The 17,262-nt window shown below is 49.9% G+C and carries 11 protein-coding genes; all 11 read left to right on the top strand.

From position 1 onward, the window contains the following. The first annotated feature begins 73 nt into the window (after nt 1-73). The 11 genes from DWU89_RS19160 (at nt 74) to DWU89_RS19110 (ending at nt 17,115) form a co-directional block, all read left to right on the top strand. A complete protein-coding gene (locus tag DWU89_RS19160; RefSeq protein WP_115501239.1) occupies nt 74-3,031 on the top strand; it encodes a SusC/RagA family TonB-linked outer membrane protein in 2,958 nt (985 codons plus the stop codon). A gap of 19 nt (nt 3,032-3,050) precedes the next feature. Further along, nucleotides 3,051-4,550, top strand: coding sequence for a RagB/SusD family nutrient uptake outer membrane protein (locus tag DWU89_RS19155; RefSeq protein ID WP_115501238.1), 1,500 nt, complete (start codon nt 3,051-3,053; stop codon nt 4,548-4,550). Between the two features lie 208 nt (nt 4,551-4,758). Then, complete coding sequence (locus tag DWU89_RS19150) at nt 4,759-5,856, top strand: efflux RND transporter periplasmic adaptor subunit (protein WP_115501237.1); 1,098 nt, start codon at nt 4,759-4,761, stop codon at nt 5,854-5,856. 9 nt (nt 5,857-5,865) lie between these two features. Beyond that, nucleotides 5,866-8,907 (top strand): efflux RND transporter permease subunit, encoded by a 3,042-nt coding sequence (locus DWU89_RS19145; RefSeq protein ID WP_115501236.1) that lies wholly within the window; start codon nt 5,866-5,868, stop codon nt 8,905-8,907. Nucleotides 8,908-8,923: 16 nt separating this feature from the next. Then, entirely contained in the window at nt 8,924-10,243 is a 1,320-nt protein-coding gene (locus DWU89_RS19140) for a TolC family protein (protein ID WP_115501240.1), read from the top strand. Next, nucleotides 10,236-11,393 (top strand): AraC family transcriptional regulator, encoded by a 1,158-nt coding sequence (locus DWU89_RS19135; RefSeq protein ID WP_115501235.1) that lies wholly within the window; start codon nt 10,236-10,238, stop codon nt 11,391-11,393. The genes DWU89_RS19140 and DWU89_RS19135 overlap by 8 nt, the downstream gene beginning before the upstream one ends. Nucleotides 11,394-11,485: 92 nt before the next feature. Beyond that, on the top strand, nt 11,486-12,667 hold the full coding sequence (nagA, locus tag DWU89_RS19130; protein WP_115501234.1) for an N-acetylglucosamine-6-phosphate deacetylase: 1,182 nt from the start codon (nt 11,486-11,488) through the stop codon (nt 12,665-12,667). A gap of 23 nt (nt 12,668-12,690) precedes the next feature. Further along, nucleotides 12,691-14,031, top strand: coding sequence for a Gfo/Idh/MocA family oxidoreductase (locus tag DWU89_RS19125; RefSeq protein ID WP_115501233.1), 1,341 nt, complete (start codon nt 12,691-12,693; stop codon nt 14,029-14,031). Then, nucleotides 14,028-15,344 (top strand): sugar MFS transporter, encoded by a 1,317-nt coding sequence (locus DWU89_RS19120; protein ID WP_115501232.1) that lies wholly within the window; start codon nt 14,028-14,030, stop codon nt 15,342-15,344. Before DWU89_RS19125 ends, DWU89_RS19120 begins: the two co-directional genes overlap by 4 nt. A 14-nt stretch (nt 15,345-15,358) precedes the next feature. Further along, complete coding sequence (locus DWU89_RS19115; RefSeq protein WP_115501231.1) at nt 15,359-16,123, top strand: glucosamine-6-phosphate deaminase; 765 nt, start codon at nt 15,359-15,361, stop codon at nt 16,121-16,123. Continuing rightward, entirely contained in the window at nt 16,120-17,115 is a 996-nt protein-coding gene (locus DWU89_RS19110; protein ID WP_115501230.1) for a Gfo/Idh/MocA family protein, read from the top strand. The genes DWU89_RS19115 and DWU89_RS19110 overlap by 4 nt, the downstream gene beginning before the upstream one ends. The last annotated feature ends 147 nt before the right edge of the window (nt 17,116-17,262 follow it).

Here is a 17,262-nt window from a genome sequence, read left to right as displayed (position 1 = left end):
TAACGCAGTTCTGCTAAGACTAAGCTAAAAAAATGGTGTATTTATAATTAATTTAACAAAAGTGTGTACGATTATGGTAAAAAAGTTAATTTATGTCTTGCTTTTCTTTCTGGTAAGTATAAGCATGGTCGTTGCTCAAACGATGAAAGTTAGAGGTGTTGTAACCTCCGAGGATGACGGAGAACCAGTTATTGGAGCGTCTGTTATTATTAAAGGTACGACAACTGGGGTTGTAACGGACTTTAACGGAGTTTTTGAGATTGATGTCCCAAGTTCAAAAAAGACACTTGTTATTTCTTTTATGGGGATGGAGCCTGTAGAGATTGCAGCTCAACCCAATTTGAAAGTGGTAATGAAGCCTGATTCAAAATTACTTGATGAAGTGGTCGTAGTGGGCTATGGTACTGCTAAAAAAGCTGGTTCTATTGTTGGTTCTGTAGCATTGGTTACGAACGAAAAGATAGCCAATCGACCCAGTGCTAATGTCGCAGATGCTTTGCAAGGGCAGGTATCCGGTTTGCAGGTATTTACATCTTCTGGAGAACCGAGTGCCGGTGTCTCAATGCGTTTAAGAGGTGTTAACTCTATTAACGCTTCAAACACCCCGTTGTTTATTTTGGATGGTTCGCCGGTTAGCTCTGATGTCTTTAATACATTAAACTCAAGCGATGTAGAAAGTATTTCCGTATTAAAAGATGCTTCTTCAACTGCTATTTACGGTTCACGTGCAGCAAACGGGGTTGTTTATATCACGACTAAAAGGGGACGTGGCAGCAAACCGACTGTTACACTCAAAGGGCAATATGGTTTTTCTCAATTGGCGCAAAACAAGTTGAGCCCTATGAATGCCGAACAATATCTGAATTTCCAGGAAATTATTGATCCGTCATTGAAAAACAATGCAACTTTCCAGGCTGATAAAGAATATACATTAAAGCATGGTATCGATACGGATTGGTTGGACTATGTGGCAAATAATAACGCTCCCACTTATCAGATAGATTTATCTATTTCCGGGGTTACAAATACAACGAATTACTATATCTCAGCCAGTCATTTGGATCAGGATGGTGTTATGCCTCGTTCCGGTACAAAACGCGAATCGTTTCGTACCAATATTGACACTAAGCTGAATGAATGGTTGAAAGTCGGTGCAAATGTCGGACTCTCTTATCAGGATTACCAGAATACGGCTTCCACTACCAACAGTTGGTATAATCCTGTCAACTTTGCAAAATGGGCACGCCCGGATATGTCTCCCTACGAAATTATAGATAATCCTGATGGCTCTATTTCGTATGGCAAGCGCTTGAACTATATTCCGAAAGGAGGTTTGTATAATCCTTTGTATTTATTGGAAAACCAGATAGACGAACGTACAAAAGTCAGCTTAAACGGAAACACTTTCATTCAATTGAATCCGGTAGAAGGACTTACCGTACGTGCCGCTCAGGCAGTCGATGCCTATGACTTCCGTTATACGGGTAAAGAGCTTCCAATGGCGGACCGCAATAACAACAGTGGTAATGTAAGAGAACAATTCTCCCGTTATTCACAATTTACTTTTACAAATACGGTAGAATATAAATTTAAGGTAGCCGAAGATCATCATTTTACAACGTTGATCGGTCAGGAAGCGATTCTTTCTCATCAAAAAGGATTTGCGTCTAATACAAAAGGACATTCGGATCCTCGCTTAATGCTGATTACTGCCGGTCCTGTAGTCGAAGCGCCTACAGCTATGTCAAACTGGGATGATACCTATAACTCATTTTTCGCAAATGTAAATTACGACTATGACGAACGTTATTTCTTTGACGGTTCTATCCGTACGGACGGTTCTTCATTATTCGGTCGTAATAACCGTTATGCCGTATTTTTCGCTTTAGGTGGTATGTGGAATTTGAAAAATGAAGAATTCCTGAAAGATGTCAGCTTCTTGGATGACCTGCGATTGAAAGTTAATTACGGAACTGTGGGTAACTCCGGGATCGATAGTTATTTGTCATTGGGCCTTGTGGGTAATGGTGTTTACAATGGTGAAACTTCTTTCGGTCTTACGCGTCCGTCAAACGACGATTTAACGTGGGAAGTTCTGAAATCAACTAACGTTGGCGTTTCTACCCGGTTATTCAATAGATTATCTGTTGAAGTTGAATTTTACAATAAACTTACGACAAATATGTTGATGTCCATCCCTTACTCTTACACGACTGGTTTCGGAAGCGGTTGGGGTAATGTGGGAAGTATGCGAAACAGAGGTATCGATATCGATGTAAAATATGATCTGATCACAAACAAAGATCTCCAGTGGTCAGTTGGGGCCAATGTAAACTACAATAAGAATACCATTACAGAATTGTTTGGAGGACGCGATGAATATATCGTTGCAAACACCGGTATCAAATATCAGAAAGGCGGTACGTACGGCGAACTTTATTATGTAAAATGGGCTGGCGTAGATCCGGAAGACGGGTATCAGATGTGGTATGATTTGGATGGCAATAAAACAAAAACATATTCTGACAGCTATGCGCAATTTACAGGAAAACAGCGCTATGCACCCTGGTCCGGTGGTTTCAATACGCAGTTTAGCTGGAAAAACTTCAGCTTGTCGGCAGATTTCTCATGGGTATTAGGTAAGTACACGATTAATAACGACCGTTACTTCTTTGAAAATCCGAACTTTGCAGGTAGCATGAACCAGTCAACGGCATTGTTGAATATGTGGACGGAACCCGGGCAGATTACAAATATAGCACGTCCGGAATCGAGCTTGCAGTTTGACTCTCATTTAATTGAGAATGCTTCGTTCCTTCGTCTGAAAAATCTATCCGTAGGATATACCATTCCTAAAAATATCGTAAGCAAAACAAAGATATTAAGCAATATACGCCTTTTTGCAATAGCAAGAAATCTGTTTACAGTCACTAAATATACAGGTTATGATCCGGAAGTTGACTCTAACTTGCAGTTAGGTAACTATCCGAATACTCGTCAGTTCTCTTTTGGTGGTGAAATAACATTCTAATTTGTAAAACATAAGAAATATGAAAAGAACATTAATAATATCCGCAATGTCGATTCTCGTAGGTTTTACAGCCTGCGATATGGAAAAGCTTCCATATGATAATATTGAGACCAGTGAATCTTTGCAGACACTGGCTGACTGTAAAGCTTTCAGAAATGATCTGTATGCTGATTTTCGTAATACATTCTATGACTTTTTGGGACAGGAAATTGCTGCAGACGGATTTAACCCTGTAATTGGGTATACCAATACATACGGGGGTGATTACCGTTGGGAGACAGAAGCTTCGGGTACGGCAGGCCGCTGGAATGATAATTACTATATCATTGCTAATGCAAATCTGATGATTGAACGTGTTCCCGAACTGATGGATGGGGCAACCGACAGTGACAGAGCGCAAATGGAAATCTATCTGGGAGAAGCTTATCTCTCTCGTGCAATGGCTTATTTTGATTTGACATTAAGATATTGTAAAGATTATGAGCCAAGTTCAGCTTCTTCGGATATGGGAGTCCCCATTGTGCTGAAATATGCTCCGTCGGCCGATGCCGGAACGTATCCGGGACGTGCTTCCATGGAAGAAGTCTACAAGCAAATTGTCAGCGATCTGGGTGAAGCAACCAAACGAATCACCGTAGAAGGAGAACCTCGTTCTGCATATCTGACTCAAGACGGAGTTAAGGCATTTAAAGCAAGAGTCGCTTTGCAAATGCACGATTGGAATACAGCTATTTCAGCCTCGACCGACTTAATAAACAGTAATAAATATCCATTGATCACGGATGCAAAGAAATATGCCGATATGTGGTTGAATGATAATGGAGACGAAGCTATCTGGCAAATTTCCCAATCCATGACGGAACGTCCCGCTACAAGCAGCCCGGGGTCTTATTTGTTTGTTGAAGTCGGTGACGAAGACAATACATGCAAACCGGATTATGTGCCGGAAAGTGGTATCATAAATGCTTTCGACCAGGAGAATGATATCCGTTTCGGAGCCTACTTCACTAAAAGAACTGTCAGCTCCGGTATCGGTTATGTGGACTTGTTCATTTGTACGAAATATCCGGGTAATCCTGAACTTTACAGTGGAAAAAGTAATTATCATAATAAACAGAAAGCATTCCGTATTTCCGAAATGTATCTGATTGCTGCCGAAGCGTATGCACAAAACGGGAACAGCAGAGAGGCCTCTGCTATGCTGAATGCATTGAGAACAGCCCGTATCGCTAATTGGAGCGCAGAAGAATATAGTGGCGATGCCCTGATGTCTGAAATCCGTACGGAACGCTGGAAAGAACTTTTCTGTGAAGGCTATCGTATGATGGACCTGAAACGTTGGAATGTCGAAATGCGCCGGACACCTGCCCAAAATTCAAGTTTCATTGTTTTGCCGGGTGCTGAAAATGGAGAGAATATGGTAAAAGAAGCCGGTAATTACCGTTTTGTATGGCCTATTCCGCAAGCAGAGATCGATGCTAATCCACAGATCAAGGATCAGCAGAACCCTGGTTATTGATAGTAGTAATAGACTGAAACCAAATATAGACACACTTCAAAATATGAAGTAGACAGGCCGGGATGGATTGAGATAATTCGTCCCGGCCTTTTTTGAAAATAAAATTTGTTTTTTTATTAAACCTTTTCATTCCCGTTTCGTCTATATTCCCGTGTACTTATGTATATTTACAAGTCGATAGTGTTTTTAATAGAATACCAGGAAGAATATGACGAAAAGAGTGAAATGGAGCGTTACTGCTGTAATCTTTTTGATGATTGCCGGAATGATCGCTTACCCGCAGATTAAAAGCAGGATGAAAGCATCCAAGGATGCTACCGAAGTGGTTCCGCCGGCGGGTAGCCAGATTCGGAAACAAGTTTTAAATATTAACGCGGAAGTGCTGAAATATCAGTCTCTTACTGATAAGGCCATCGTGACGGGAAGTACGATTCCCGATGAAGAGGTTGATCTTTCGTTCGAGTCGTCCGGGAAGATTGTGGCAATCTACTTTACGGAAGGTACGCATGTGAAAGAGGGTGATCTTCTTGCTAAAATCAATGACAAACCGTTGCAGGCCGAGTTGAAAAAACTCGAAGCCCAGATCCCGTTGGCTAAAGACCGTGTCTATCGCCAGCATACGCTGTTGGAAAAAGATGCCGTCAGCCAGGAAGCCTACGAACAGGTGGCAACCGAGTATGAGAAACTGATGGCGGACATCGAGCTGGTTAAGGCCAATATCGCCCAGACAGAACTGCGGGCGCCGTTCGACGGGATTATCGGTCTTCGTAATGTCAGCGAAGGAGCTTATGCTTCCCCTTCGACGGTTATCTCCAAATTGACTAAAATATCTCCCCTGAAAATAGAATTTTCGATCCCCGAACGTTATGCAACGGATGTAAAAGACGGCACATCGATCGTTTTCCGGATGAACTCGTCTGTCGGAATGATGCAGGATTATAAGGCGACCGTCTATGCGGTGGAAAGCAAGATCGACGAAGCGACCCGTTCGTTGAGGGTACGTGCGACTTATCCGAACAGGGATGAATCGATTGCACCGGGACGTTATACCTCCGTCGAGATCACCCGCCGCGAGATAAAGGACGCGTTAGCGATCCCCAGTGAGGCGCTGATCCCCGAAATGGGAAAGAATATTGTCTATGTGTATAAGAGCGGCGTGGCGGAACCTGCCGAGATCATCTTAGGGCTCCGTACGGAAAGCCAGGTTCAGGTATTGAAAGGCTTGAGCGTGGGCGATACGGTGATCACTTCCGGGGTGATGCAGCTTCGTACGGGAATGAAAGTGGCGATTGATAACTTGAAGTAACGAAGTAGCATGGCGAATATTTCTGAAATAAGCATAAAAAGGCCGGTACTCTCGACCGTGATGATGCTGATTCTCCTGTTGTTCGGGATGATCGGTTATAAGTTCTTGGGTGTTCGTGAGTTCCCAAGTGTGGATAACCCGATTATTTCGGTAAACGTATCCTATCCGGGTGCGAATGCGGAGGTAATCATGAACCAGATCACGGAGCCGTTGGAACAGAACATTAACGGTATCCCGGGCATCCGTTCGCTCAGTAGCGTCAGTAGCCAGGGTAGTAGCCGTATTACGGTAGAGTTTGAATTGTCTGTCGACTTGGAAACGGCGGCGAATGACGTGCGTGATAAAGTGTCCCGCGCCCAGCGTTACCTGCCCCGCGACTGTGACCCGCCAACAGTGTCGAAGGCGGATGCGGATGCGACGCCGATCATGCAGATCGGTATCCGAAGCAGTAAACGGTCGTTGATGGAGTTGAGTGAGATTGCCGAACTGACGGTGAAAGAGCGTCTCCAGACAATCCCCAATGTGAGCGGTGTCGATATCTGGGGACAGAAGCGTTATTCCATGCGCCTGTGGCTGGACCCGATCAAGATGGCCGGTTACAGTGTGACCCCGTTGGATGTCAAGAATGCGGTGGATGCGGAGAATGTCGAGCTTCCTTCCGGCAGTATCGAAGGGAATACGATCGACCTGTCTATCCGTACGCTCGGATTGATGCATACGGCGAAGGAATTTAACGATTTGATTATCAAACGTGACGGTGAGAATATCATCCGTTTCCAGGATGTCGGGCGTGCCGAGGTGAGCCCGGAAGATTTGCGAAGCGTGATGCGTAAGAACGGCGAGCCGATGGTGATCGACGTCATCATCCCGCAGCCCGGCGCCAACCAGATCGAGATTGCCGACGAAGCCTACAAACGTATCGAACAGCTCGAAAAAGACCTGCCGGACGATGTGACGGTCGAAATGGTCTACGATAATACCCGTTTTATCCGTGCCTCTATCAAAGAGGTGGAAGAGACGATCTACGTCGCTTTCCTGTTGGTGGTACTGATTATCTTCCTGTTCCTGCGTGACTGGCGTGTGACGATGGTTCCGGTTGTGGTAATCCCGGTTTCCTTAGTGGGAGCTTTCTTCGTGATGTATGTCTCCGGATTTTCCATCAATGTGTTGACGATGTTGGCGGTGGTGCTTTCGGTCGGACTGGTTGTGGACGATGCGATCGTGATGGCGGAGAATATCTACGTGCGTATCGAGCAGGGGATGGAGCCGAAAGAGGCTGGTATTGAAGGGTCGAGGGAAATTTTCTTTGCTGTTGTGTCGACAACTGTGACGCTGGTTTCCGTGTTCCTCCCGATCGTCTTTATGGAAGGTATGACGGGACGTTTGTTTAAAGAGTTCAGTATTGTGATCGCCGGATCGGTGACGATCTCCTCTTTTGTGGCGTTGACCTTTACTCCGATGTTGGCGACAAAGTTGCTGAAGAAGCGTGAAAACAAAGGTTGGCTATATACCAAGACGGAACCGTTCTTCGACGGGATGAATACTGTCTATGCGAAAGCGCTGAACGGTTTCCTGAACCATAAGTTGTGGGCCATACCGATCATTGTCATCCTATTTGGCTCTATCGGCTATTTCTGGCGGACGATCCGCTCCGAGCTTTCCCCGTTGGAAGACCGTTCTTCCATCTCGATCAATATCCGTGCCCAGGAAGGGGCGACGTTCGAATTTATCCGCGACTTTACGGACCAGATAGCAGCCATGGCCGACACGTTAGCGCCGGAACGGAAGGCATTGACGGTTCGCGCCAATAGCGGGAATGGGTTTATTTCTGTTTTGCTTCCGGATATCAAAGACCGCAAGCGCTCGCAGATGGAGATCGCCGACGTCCTGTCCAAAAATGTACGTGATAAGACCGAAGCCCGTGCTTTCGTCCAGCAGCAGTCTACTTTCGGCGGCCGCCGCGGGGGAATGCCGGTACAGTATGTTTTGCAGGCGACCAGCCTGGAGAAACTACAGGAACATTTACCTGCCTTTATGCAGAAAGTAAGTGAAAGTCCGGTATTCCAGATGGCGGATGTAAACCTGAAGTTTACCAAACCTGAAGCCCGCATCGAGATCAACCGTGACAAGGCTTCTTCGTTGGGTGTCAGCACCCGTACGATTGCCCAGACCTTGCAGTATGCGTTGAGCGGCCAGCGTATGGGGTATTTCTATATGAATGGGAAACAATACCAGATATTGGGTGAGATCAACCGGCAGCAGCGTAATACGCCGCTGGACCTGAAGTCTATTTATGTCCGCAGTGATGCCGGCGAGATGATCCAGTTGGATAACCTGGTCACCTTGAAGGAAGATGTGGCGCCGCCCCAGTTGTACCGCTATAACCGTTTTGTGGCGGCAACCGTGTCGAGCGGGTTGAATAAAGGATATACGATTGGCGATGGTCTGGACGAGATGGACCGTATTGCCGCCGAGACATTGGACAACAGTTTCCGTACGGCGCTTTCCGGTGAGTCGAAAGAGTTCCGTGAAAGTTCGTCCAGCCTGATGTTTGCCATGATCCTGGCGCTGTTTATGATTTATCTGGTGTTGGCGGCCCAGTTCGAGAGCTTCAAAGACCCATTGGTGGTGATGTTCACCGTTCCGCTGGCTATTGCGGGAGCTTTGATATTTATGAGCTATTCGGGTGTGACCATGAATATATTCAGCCAGATCGGTATCATCATGCTGATCGGTTTAGTGGCGAAAAACGGTATTCTGATCGTCGAGTTTGCCAACCAACGGCAAGAGGCCGGATTGAGCATGGCGGAAGCGATCCGTTCGGCTTCCACGCAACGTCTGCGCCCGATCCTGATGACCAGTATTTCGACCATTCTCGGATTGGTTCCGCTGGTCTATGCTTCCGGTGAGGGAGCGCAAGGGCGTATTGCGATGGGTATCGCCGTTGTGGGAGGTATGATTGTTTCCACCTTCCTGACGTTGTTTATCGTTCCGGCGATGTACAGCTTTATTTCTACGGACAGACAGAAAAAGTTGAAAGTTGAAAATTGAAAGTTATTTGCGAGATATGAAGAGATTTCTTTTGTTAATATGTATAGCTTTTGCGGTCGTTCCGGCCGGTGCGCAACGGATATTCAGCCTGGATGATTGCATCCAGACCGGATTGGAACGCAATTATTCGATCCGCATCATCCGTAATGAACAACAGGTGAGCGATAACAATGCGACTCCCGGCAACGCCGGTTACCTGCCGACAGTCGATCTGAGCGGCGGTTTCAGCGGCTCGGTCAATAATAACAACAACAAACTGTCCGACGGCACGACGGAGAAGATAAACGGCGTGAATAATGAGACGGCCGATGTCGGCCTGAATGTGAACTGGACCGTCTTCGACGGGTTAGGAATACAGGCGACTTACGACAGACTGAAGGAGTTGAAGAATCTGGGCGAGCTGAATACCCGGATGACGATCGAGGACTTTGTCGCCGATCTGTCGAGCGAATATTATAACCTGATCCGCCAGAAGATACGCCTGCGCAACCTGCGTTCCACACTCGACCTTTCCCGCGAACGTCTGCGTATTGTCGAAGAGCGCTATTATATCGGTTCGATGTCCCGCCTGGACCTCCAGCAGGCGCAGGTCGACTTCAATGCCGACAGTTCCAACGTCCTGAACCAGTTGGAACAGGTGCATACATCCCGCATCCGCCTGAACCAGTTGATGGCTTTGGACGATGTGGAAGAACAGGTGCAGATCAAAGACTCCCTCATTACGCCGAATCCGCTCCTTGACGAAGTGGAACTCTGGAAAAGCACGCTTGCCTCCAATTCATCCCTGCTGATCGCAAAAAAGAACCAGGTTATTTCGGAGTTGGATTATAAGAAGATCAGGAGCCGCAACTATCCGTATGTCAAGCTGAACGCCGGGTACGGCTATACGGCGAACTGGTACGAAGTGGGTGCGACCGACCTGCAACGCCGTCTCGGGCTGAATTATGGCGTCACTGTCGGCATCAACGTCTTCGACGGCTTCAACCGGAAACGCGAGCAACGGAATGCCCGCATCCAGATCGAGAACCAGGAACTGCGTACCCGCGAAATGGAACTGGCGCTCCGGGCTAATATGAGCAATTTCTGGATGGCTTACCGGAATAACCTCGACCTGTGGAGCCTGGAAAAAGAGAACCTGGTCGCAGCACAGGAGAACTACCGCATTGCGATCGACCGCTATAAACTGGGCGATCTGTCCGGTATCGAACTGCGTGAGGCGCAGAACAGCCTGTTGGAAGCCGAAGAGCGGCAGTCTATCGCCGAATATTCCACTAAGATATGCGAAATCTCCCTTTTGCAGCTCAGCGGACAGATTATGAATATGTTCCATGATTAAGATTCTCCTGCTGACGGATTTCTCCAGCGGATACGGGCGCAGCCTGCTCGAAGGCGTCGTCCGATATGCCCGTGAAGCCGGCCCTTGGGTCTTCTACCGGATGCCGTTGTATTACCGTGAGCTTCACGGAGATGAAGGTGTTGTCCGTTGGGCGGAAGAATGGGGCGCCGATGCGATTATTGCGCAGCTGACCGATGTGGACCTGAATGTCCTGAACCGCCTCGACATCCCGATCATTGTCCAGAACTACAAAGAACGTTGTCACGGGCTATCGAACCTGACAGGCGATTATTACGGGACAGGCGTCATGGCCGCCGAATTTTTCATCCGGAAAGGATATAAGGCCTTTGCCTACTATGGTTTTACCGATACGGTCTGGATGCGCGAACGGGGCGAAGGATTCCGGGACGCCGTGTCGGAGAAAGGCTATCCGGTTTATACCTTTGACGACGGCAGGCAATTGTCCGACGGGCAGTGGAACTTTGATGCGGAACGTGTCAGCCGGTGGCTGCTCGACTTGCCCAAGCCGATCGCCCTTTTTGCCTGCGACGACTATTATGCGTTGCAGATCACCGAAGTCTGTAAGATGTATAATATCGATATCCCCGGCGACATTGCCGTCTTGGGAGTCGATAATGACAACCTGCTTTGTAATATCTCGGACCCGGCCCTCTCCTCGATCGAGTTGGATGTGGAAAACGGAGGCTACGAAGTCGGCAAATTGCTTCATCAGTTTATCGAAAAGAAAATAACGGCTCCCGCCGACGTGATCATTAAGCCGGTCCGGATTGTCTCCCGGGGTTCGACGGAACGTTTTGCCGTCTCCGACAAATATATCGGACAAGTCTTGGCTTATATCGATGAAAACTATTGCAACCCTCTTTCCGTCGACGACCTGATCCGGATTATCCCTTATTCCCGCCGCGTGCTGGAAAAGAAGTTCAAGAGCGAAACGGGAATGTCCGTCTACCAATATATCCAGCAACAACGCATCGAGAAGTTTGCCGCCCTGCTGATCACCACCGATCTGCCTTTGACCGAAGCGGCTGCCGGCGCCGGATTCCCCGATTATAAGAATGTCTCGCGCATCTTTGTAAAGATGAAGGAGATGACACCCCTTCAATACCGGAAAAGATTCACCATTCGTTAAAGTATTCGTATTTTGAGGATTTTGTTTCGTGATTATACCCTGATTGCGTAAAATAATGTGCTTAATTTGCGCATAGATAAATCAGGATAGCCATGAGAACAACATTGATAAACGGACGCCTGGTCTTGCCGGACGAAATATGGGAACACGGATATGTCGTCATTGAAGACGGCAAAATCGCCGCATTGGGAAAAGGCGATCCCGAAGAGCCGCTTTCGGGCGAAGTGATCGATGCCCGTTCTTATTATATCTCTCCCGGGTTCATCGACCTGCACACGCACGGCGCCGGCGGGGCGGACTTTATGGATGCCACTGTCGATGCTTACCTGACCATTGCGGAAACACACGCCCGCTATGGGACGACAGCCTTGTTGCCGACAACGCTTACCTGTCCGGATGAAGAGTTATTCCACATGTTCGATATTTACCGGGAAGCAAAAGCCCGTAATACAAAGGGAGCGCAGTTCTTAGGCATCCACCTGGAAGGCCCTTATTTCGCCTATAGCCAGCGCGGTGCACAAGACCCGGCTAATCTGAAACAGCCCGTTCCGGAACATTACGGAAAGATTCTGGAAGCCTCGGACGATATCGTTCGTTGGAGCATTGCGCCGGAGTTGCCGGGCGCCCTCGAGTTAGGGCGTTTGTTAAGCAGCCGGAAGATACTGCCGTCGGTCGGACACACGGATGCCGTGTGTGAGGATGTGATGGAAGCGTTCGAAGCCGGATATTCCCTGATGACGCATCTCTATTCGGGCATGCAAGGTGTCACCCGCCGGAACGCCTATCGCTATGCCGGAGCTGTCGAGGCGGCTTTCCTGCTCGACGGGATGGATGTGGAGATTATCGCGGACGGCGTCCACCTGCCGAAAAGCCTGTTACAGTTGATCTATAAATTCAAAGGAGCGGACCGGATCGCGCTGATTACCGATTCGATGCGTGCAGCCGGCATGCCGGAAGGAGCCTATAAGTTGGGAAGCCTGAAAGAAGGGCAGACGGTTGTGGTGGAAGACGGAGTCGCCAAACTGCCGGACCGGAGCGCCTTTGCCGGGAGCGTCGCTACGGCGGACCGCCTGGTGCGGACAATGGTCGAAACAGCCGGTGTCCCGCTGACGGATGCCGTTAAGATGATGACTGCCACGCCCGCCCGTATTTTAGGCGTCAGTGACCGGAAAGGCAGCCTGGAAACAGGAAAAGATGCCGATATCATCCTGTTCGACGACCATATCCGTGTCTCCCGGACGCTGATCAATGGAAAGACAGTAGCCTGTAAATAAATATAATCTTAAAATAATCAGTTATGATCACGAGACGTAGTTTTTTGAAGAGAGCGGCAGCAGGAACGGCGATCGCTTCGTTCGGAGGAATCCTGCCGGGTTTCAGTGCCCGGAGTTATGCCAATATAGTAGGGGCGAACGAGCGGATAAATGCGGCCGTCGTCGGTGTCAACTCGCGCGGGAAAGCGTTGGCGCAGAACTTTTCCAAACAGCCGAATTGCCGCATCACCCGTATCTGCGATGTCGATTCGAGAGCCTTGTCCAAATGTATCGCTGCAGTGGATGAGATCACCGGTGAAAAGCCTGCCGGCGACAAAGACTTGCGCCGGACATTCGAGCATAAGGATGTGGATGCCGTCGTGATCGCCATGCCGGACCATTGGCATGCACCCGCCGCTTTGTTGGCGATGAAAGCCGGCAAGCACGTTTACCTGGAAAAACCGTGCAGCCATTCTCCGGCGGAAGGCGAGATGCTGGTCGAGGCGGCGAAGAAATACGGCCGGGTGGTCCAGATGGGCAACCAGCGCCGCTCGTGGCCGAATATAGTGGAGGCAATCAATGAAATCAAATCCGGAACGATCGGGAATGTCTATTTCGGCAAATCCTGGTACACGAACAACCGCGCTTCGATCGGTATCGGCAAGGAAACGCCCGTCCCGGAATGGCTCGACTGGGAGCTTTGGCAAGGACCGGCTCCGCGTACCGCCTTCAAGGACAATTTCGTCCATTACAACTGGCATTGGTTCTGGCGCTGGGGCACAGGCGAGGCGCTGAACAACGGCACTCACATGGTCGACCTGCTGCGCTGGGGCATGGATCTGGATTATCCGACAGCCGTCGAATCGACCGGAGGCCGCTACTATTATAAGGACGATTGGGAAGCGCCCGATACGCAGGTGATCAACCTGGATTTCGGCGGCAAGAAGTCGATGATGTGGGAAGGCCATTGCTGCAACCCGTTCCGCATCGAAGGCGAAGTCGTCGGCCTCCTGTTCTACGGTGAGAAAGCGAACCTGCTGATCGGCGGCGGAAACGAATACAAGATACTCGATCATAAGAACCAGGTGATCAAACACGTCACCAGCAAAATCCAGATCGACCCGCGCAACAAGATGAATCCCGCGCAACAGCTGGATGCCCTTCATATCCAGAACTTCTTCGACGGCATTACGAAAGGCGCGCCGTTGCATGCGGATATCCTTTCCGGACACAAAAGCACGCTGCTGGTACAGTTGGGAAATGTAGCGCAACGTTCGGCTGAACGCCTTGTGATCGATCCCTCCAACGGACATATCCAAAATAAGGATGCCGCCGCCAAATATTGGGCGCGGACATACGAAAAAGGCTGGGAGATGAAGTTATGAAACCGGTCGTGAATCAGGTTGCGGACAGGCGGCAGGTGATGATCGGCATTGCGATTATCGGAGTCGTGTTCTTTATTATCGGCTTCGTGTCGTGGGTCAACTCGATCCTGATCCCCTATTTCCGGATCGCGTGCGAGCTAACGAACTATCAGTCTTATTTTGTCACCTTCTCCTTTTATATCGCCTATTTGGTGATGTCCGTCCCGGTAGCTTACCTGTTGAAGCGGACGGGCTATAAGAAAGGGATGATGTACGGCTTTTTCTGTCTGGCCGCCGGAGCGCTGTTGTTTGTGCCCGCCGCCCTGAACCGGGCTTACTGGATTTTCCTGGCCGGCCTGTTCACAATGGGGACCGGACTGTCGGTCTTGCAAGCCTCGGCTAATCCGTATATCACCATTATCGGACCGATCGAGAGTGCGGCACGGCGGATCAGTATCATGGGAGTTTGTAATAAGTTTGCCGGCATTGTCTCTCCGCTGATCTTTGCAGCGGTGGTTTTGGGCAAGAGCCAGGAACTGCTGCGGACAGTCGAAGAGGGGCTGTTGGCAGGTGCGGACAAGGAAGCCGCGCTGAACGAACTGATCCGGGGCGTGATCCTGCCTTACAGCGTGTTGGCGCTTTTGCTGGTAGGGATCGGCCTGTTCATCTATCGTTCGGTGTTGCCGGATATCAATCCGGAGGATGAAGACGAGAAAGTAGCGGCTGCCAATTCCGATAAGACCTCCGTTTTCCAGTTTCCCTATCTGGTGTTGGGCGTCCTGGCGCTGTTCCTGCATGTCGGTACGCAGGTGATCGCAATCGATACGATCATCAGCTATGCCGGTTCGATGGGCGTGGGATTGCTCGAGGCGAAGTTCTTTCCGGCTTATACCTTAGGGGCGACTATCTTAGGCTATATGTTAGGCATCCTGTTGATCCCGAAGGTGCTTTCACAAAAGAATGCGCTGATTATCTGTACGGCTTTGGGGTTGGTGCTCTCTTTTGGCGTGGTTTTTGCCGATGCGGATGTTTCTTTCCTGGGGCACGATGCGAACCTCTCCATTTGGTTTCTCGCCTCTTTGGGCTTTCCCAACTCACTGATCTATGCCGGCATCTGGCCGCATGCGATCCGCGACCTGGGACGGTTCACGAAGATCGGTTCTTCCCTGTTGGTGATGGCCTTGTGCGGAAATGCCATCCTGCCGCTTGTCTACGGCAAGATGGCGGATGCAACCTCGCTGCAACAAGGATATTGGGTGCTGATCCCCTGTTTCCTGTATCTGATCTGGTATGCGGTCTACGGATACAGGATCACGAGTTGGAATAGAAAATAAATCATCAAAATAGAATGAAAATAGATAATCTTACAATCGATATTTTCCCGGACAGGCAGGCGATGGGAGGGCAGGCCGCAGCCGATGTTTCGGCAGCTATACGGGAGTTGTTGGGAAGGAAAGCGGAGATCGGCATGATCTTCGCTGCCGCCCCCTCGCAAAACGAGTTCCTGTCGGCCCTGACAGCCGATTCTTCTATCCCCTGGAACCGGATCAACGCTTTCCACATGGACGAATACATCGGCCTCTCCCCGGATGCCCCGCAAGGTTTCGGCAATTTCCTGAAAGAACGCTTGTTCGACCGTGTCCCTTTCAAGGAAGTCTTCTATATCCCGAAAGAGACTGACGATCCACGCTCCGCCTGCGACGCGTATGCCCGCCTGTTAGCCGGTAAAGGCGTTGATATCGTCTGCATGGGGATCGGCGAAAACGGACATATCGCCTTCAACGACCCGCACGTGGCGGACTTCAACGATCCGCTGCCGGTGAAAGTCGTCGACCTCGACCCGCAATGCCGGGCGCAACAGGTGCACGACGGCTGCTTCGCCACCCTTGCCGATGTGCCGGCGCAGGCTTTTACCCTCACGATTCCCGTCCTGATGTCCGCCCCGTACACCTTCTGTATCGTGCCGGCCCTGACGAAAGCGGAGGCAGTCCGTAATACGCTCTACGCCCCCGTCTGTGAGAAATATCCTTCCACCATTCTCCGCCGCAAAGCGCATGCGCGGCTTTATCTGGATACCGATAGTGCTTCACTTTTAAACAACCATACGATATGAGACATAGAATGATAGGACTGTTACTGGTCCATTTGCTGGCCTGGGCCGGCCTTCAGGCGCAGGAAGTGATCCGTGTAGGCGTGATCGGGCTCGACACGTCGCACTCCGAGGCCTTTATCCGCCTGTTGAATGCGGCCGATCCCGAACCCCAATATGCAGGTTTTAAGGTCGTAGCCGCTTATCCGTACGGCTCGAAGACGATCGAGTCGAGTGTGAAACGCATTCCCGAATATACGGAGGGAGCGAAGAAAAACGGCGTGAAGATCACCTCTTCGATAGCCGAACTGTTGCGGACGGTCGATTGCGTCCTGTTGGAGACCAACGACGGGACGCTGCATCTCGAGCAGGCGGCGGAAGTGATCAAAAGCGGCAAACCCCTGTTCCTCGATAAGCCGGTAGCCGCCACGTTGCCGGATGCGATCGCGATCTACCGTTTCGCCGCTGAACGGGGCGTCCCGATCTTTTCCTCCTCTGCTCTCCGCTATTCTCCGAGGAACCAGGAGTTGCGGGCCGGCAAAGAGGGCAAAGTGGTCGGTGCCGACTGCTATTCGCCCTGTACAGAAGAGCCTTCGCACGCCGGATTCTACTGGTATGGTATTCACGGCGTGGAAACACTTTATACGCTGATGGGGACAGGATGTGAAACCGTCTCCTGCGCCTCCACCGAAGGAACGGATGTCGCCACCGGCATCTGGAAAGACGGCCGCATCGGCACGTTCAGAGGCTTGCGCGAAGGTGCCCGTCCATATGGCGGGACCGCTTTCTGCGAAAAGAAGATGTTCCCCGCCGGCGGTTACGAAGGCTACGGGCGTCTGCTGGAAACGATCCTGACCTTCTTCAAGACCCGCGTATCGCCCGTCGACCCGTCGGAAACAATCGAAATATACACCTTCATGGAAGCCGCCAACGAAAGCAAGCGGCAGGGCGGCAAGCCCGTGAGCATGAAAGCCATATACGAGAAAGCCGCTAAAGAGGCTCCTGTTGTGCGCTGAATTTAGGTAGAAAGTATTAACTTTGCCTTATTATTGCAGGTAAATGATGATTTACCGGTGAGTTGCAGAGGCCTCGTAGGGGCGGTTCGCGAACCGCCCAAAGCCCTGTAAGGGCGACAGATCATAGCCCAAGGCGTGAGCCTTGGG

Source organism: Parabacteroides acidifaciens, from assembly GCF_003363715.1.
GTDB classification, from domain to species: Bacteria; Bacteroidota; Bacteroidia; order Bacteroidales; family Tannerellaceae; genus Parabacteroides; species Parabacteroides acidifaciens.
Note: the sequence above shows the minus strand (reverse complement) of the source record. Positions and strands in the feature narration are given on the sequence as shown.